The following is a 3,205-nucleotide window of genomic DNA, read 5'->3' as shown; positions in this document are numbered from 1 at the left end:
CACCCTGCTGGACCGGCTGCCCCGCCTCCCCGACGGCACCCCGGACCGCGACCGGCTGCCCGGCGCGGGCCCACAGCCCGGCACTGCCGCGATGCCCGGCACCGCTCCGCTGTCCGGTGCCGCTCCGCTGGAGGGCGGCCCGCTGGACGTCGTCCGGCAGGCGTTCGGCGAACTGCTCAGCGCGACCCCGCCCGCCGACGGCGACTTCTTCGCCCTCGGCGGCCACTCCCTCATCGCCGTCCAGCTCGCCGAACGCCTGCGCACCCGCACCGGGCTGCCGCTCACCGGCCTCGACATCCTGGAACAGCGCACCCCGCGCGCCCTCGCCGCCCTGCTCGCCACCCGCGCGGACGAGCGCAGCGCCGCCCTCGCCCAGGCCGGCGCCCGCCCGCGGAGCACCGGCGCCCGCACCGGCACCGTCCTGCTCACCGGCGCCACCGGAGGGGTCGGCGCGGCCGTGCTCCAGGAGCTGATGGCCCAGGGCCGGCCGGTCCGGGTGCTGGTCCGGCCCGAGTCCGCGCACCTGCCCGCGCTGAACGGCGCCGAGGTCGCGGAGGGCGACCTCGGCGACCTCGACAGCCTGCGCCGGGCCGTCGAAGGCGTCGACGCCGTCATCCACTCCGCCTGCACCTTCACCGACCACGCCACCGACCTCGCCGCGATGCGCGCACTGGTCGACGGCTGGCGGGGCGGCCCGTTCGTCTTCGTCAGCAGCATCGACGCGTACGGCCGCCCGCCGGGCACCGAGGTCCCCGAGGGCGCTCCCAGCGGCGCGCCGGTCACCCCGTACGGGCAGGCCAAGCTGGACAGCGAGCGGATCCTCTTCGAGGCCGCCGCCACCGGCCGCGGCCAGGCCGTCGCCGTCCGCGCCCCGATCGTCTGGGGCCCGCACCACCGCCTGCGCGACCAGCTCCGCTGGGGCTCCACCGGCGCCCTCTACCAGGCCGCCCTGGCCGGACACCCGATCGGCCTGCCCGCCGATGACGAGTGGTACGGCGCGTCCTGGGTGCACGCCGCCGCCCTGGCCCGCGCCCTCACCGCCTGCCTCACCCCCGACCACCCCGCCGCCGGCCGGGTCGTCAACGCGGTGAGCGGACACGTCTCCTGGCCCGAGTTCACCACCGAACTGGTCCGCCTGCTCGGCTCCGGCAGCCCCATCACCACCGCCCCCGACGCCGACGAGGACCTCCGCCGCCCCTGGCACTACCGCGCGGACACCCTGGCCGCTCCCCTCGCCCCCGAACCCGGCGAGGACTGGCGCAGCGTCCTGGCGGCCATGGTCCGCTGAGCCCCCGCCGCGGGCGGAGGAGTCCGGTTCGCCGGACACCTCCGCCCGCGGCGCTGCTACTCCAGCAGCCACTCGACCCCTTCCTCCGGCACCCACGGGAAGGGCACCTCGGGCCACTGCGCCGCCGCCCACGCGTCGAGGTCGACCGCCATGACGGCGTCGATGAACTCGGTCGGCGGCCGGTAGCCGTGCGCGGTGATGTAGTGGGTGATCAGGAACGGTGCCGCATAGGCGATCGGCGGCGCGCCCGGGATCCGGATCTCGCCGTTGCCCTCCGGGTACTCGTCGCCCGGCGGGCACAGGTCGCAGTCGTGCAGCCCGAGGCAGACGTTCATCCACTGCACCTGTTGGACGGCCCTCAGCTTCGCCGTGAACTCGGCGGGCACCGTCCCGGTCGGATAGGGCTGGCCGGCCTCCAGCCAGCCGACGTTCAACCGGGTGTAGGCGGGGCGGTACCAGAGGGCGCGGAACCCGGGCTCCGGCTCGTCGAAATAGTCCTTGGCGTTGTAGGTGTACTCGGTCAGATCTTCGTAGAACACCGAGGCATCATGCCCGACCGGTCTCCACCGCCCCCTACCGGACCTGCCGTGGCCGGGGTGGTCCACGGCCGTCACCTGCCCGATTCTCGCACGGCCGCCGGGCGCCCTCTCGGCGATCTCGTTGACCTCAAGCCCGCTTGAGCTCCTAGCCTTCCTCCGACCAGTCGTCAGATGACAGGAGAAGGCAGATGATTCTTGTGACCGGAGCCACCGGGAACATCGGACGCGCCCTGCTGGAGGACCTGCGGGCGCACGGAGCGGGCCCCCTCCGAGGCCTCACCCGTGACGCCGCCCGGGCCCGGTTCCCCGAGGGGGTGGAGGTGCGCGAAGGCGACTTCGCCGACCCGGCCGCCCTGGCGTCAGCCCTCGACGGGGTGCGCTCGCTGTTCCTGGTGTCGCGGATCGGCTCCGACGCCGAGATCCTCGCCGCCGCCCGCCGGTCGGGTGTCGAGCACGTGGTGCTGGTGTCGTCCATCACCGTCCAGACGCATCCGCACCTGGGCCCCGCCCGCGAGAACGCCGCCGTCGAGCGGCTGCTCATGGACAGCGGCATGGCGTGGACGGTGCTCCGGCCGACGCAGTTCGCCTCGAACGCCCTGTGGTGGGCGTCGGCGATCCGTGAGCGCCGGACGGTCCGCGTGCCGTACGCGGACACCGGGCTGCCCACCGTCCACCCCGCGGACATCGCGGCCGTGGCGCGCGTGGCGCTCACCGAACCCGGCCACCGGGGACGGATCTACGCGCTGACCGGGCCGCGGCTGGTGACGGCCCGGCAGCAGCTGGAGGCCGTCGCGGCGGCCCTGGGGCGGGAGGTGCCCGTCGCGGAGACCGGCCGCGCGGAGGCCCACCGGGAACTGTCCGCGCTCCTGGGGGCCGAGGCCGCGGACGCGGTGCTGGACGTGACGGGCGGCGACGTCAACGACGAGCTGCTGGAGGTGCGCGACACCGTCGAAGCGGTCACCGGATCCCCCGCCAGGCCCTTCCACCGCTGGGTCTCCGAGAACATCGCCGCCTTCCGCTGAGCCGCCTCCCCGGCCTCGCCCCTGCCCGGCACCGGGTGCTCAACCCATGGCCACCACCCGGGCCCACTCCGGCGGAGTGTCCGGCCGGATGCTCAAGGGCTGCTGGAGGAGGGGTCGAGACGGGTGGTTCGTGGGGGCTTGGGTGTGTTCTGGTGGAGGGCGGAGGGGGCGCGGCGGGGGTGTAGACGCTCGCGCATGGAACTGAGTGCGGAGGCTATGGTTCGCCGGCCCGGAGTGGCCTTGACTGGTGAGCACAAGGACGGACGCGCAGGGTTCACGAACACCGGCGGGTCCGCCGATCCGAACAGGCTCCTACTCCGAGTGAGGGTGTGTGTGATGGCTGGTGTGGTGGATCT

At 74.6% G+C, this 3,205-nt stretch carries 3 protein-coding genes; 2 read left to right on the top strand and 1 reads right to left on the bottom strand.

Annotated elements, in window-relative coordinates; all coding sequences use genetic code 11:
* Positions 1-1,288 (top strand): NAD-dependent epimerase/dehydratase family protein (locus tag AE652_RS38390; protein WP_049660031.1); only part of this gene is annotated, 1,288 nt, incomplete at its 5' end.
* Between the two features lie 56 nt (positions 1,289-1,344).
* Here the strand turns inward: AE652_RS38390 and AE652_RS38385 are convergent.
* Positions 1,345-1,827, bottom strand: a complete 483-nt coding sequence (locus tag AE652_RS38385) for a hypothetical protein (protein ID WP_049660029.1) — start codon at positions 1,825-1,827, stop codon at positions 1,345-1,347.
* Positions 1,828-2,015: 188 nt separating this feature from the next.
* Between AE652_RS38385 and AE652_RS38380 the strand changes: the two genes are divergently transcribed.
* Entirely contained in the window at positions 2,016-2,849 is an 834-nt protein-coding gene (locus AE652_RS38380) for an NAD(P)H-binding protein (protein ID WP_049660027.1), read from the top strand.
* Positions 2,850-3,205 lie beyond the last annotated feature (356 nt).

Source organism: Kitasatospora sp. MY 5-36 (genome assembly GCF_001182915.1).
In the GTDB taxonomy this organism is placed as follows: Bacteria; Actinomycetota; Actinomycetes; order Streptomycetales; family Streptomycetaceae; genus Kitasatospora.
Note: the sequence above shows the minus strand (reverse complement) of the source record. Positions and strands in the feature narration are given on the sequence as shown.

Bases quoted from the DNA above. Each gene is read 5' to 3' on its own strand.
- AE652_RS38380 (WP_049660027.1), top strand. From the start codon at position 2,016: ATGATTCTTGTGACCGGAGCCACCGGGAACATCGGACGCGCCCTGCTG.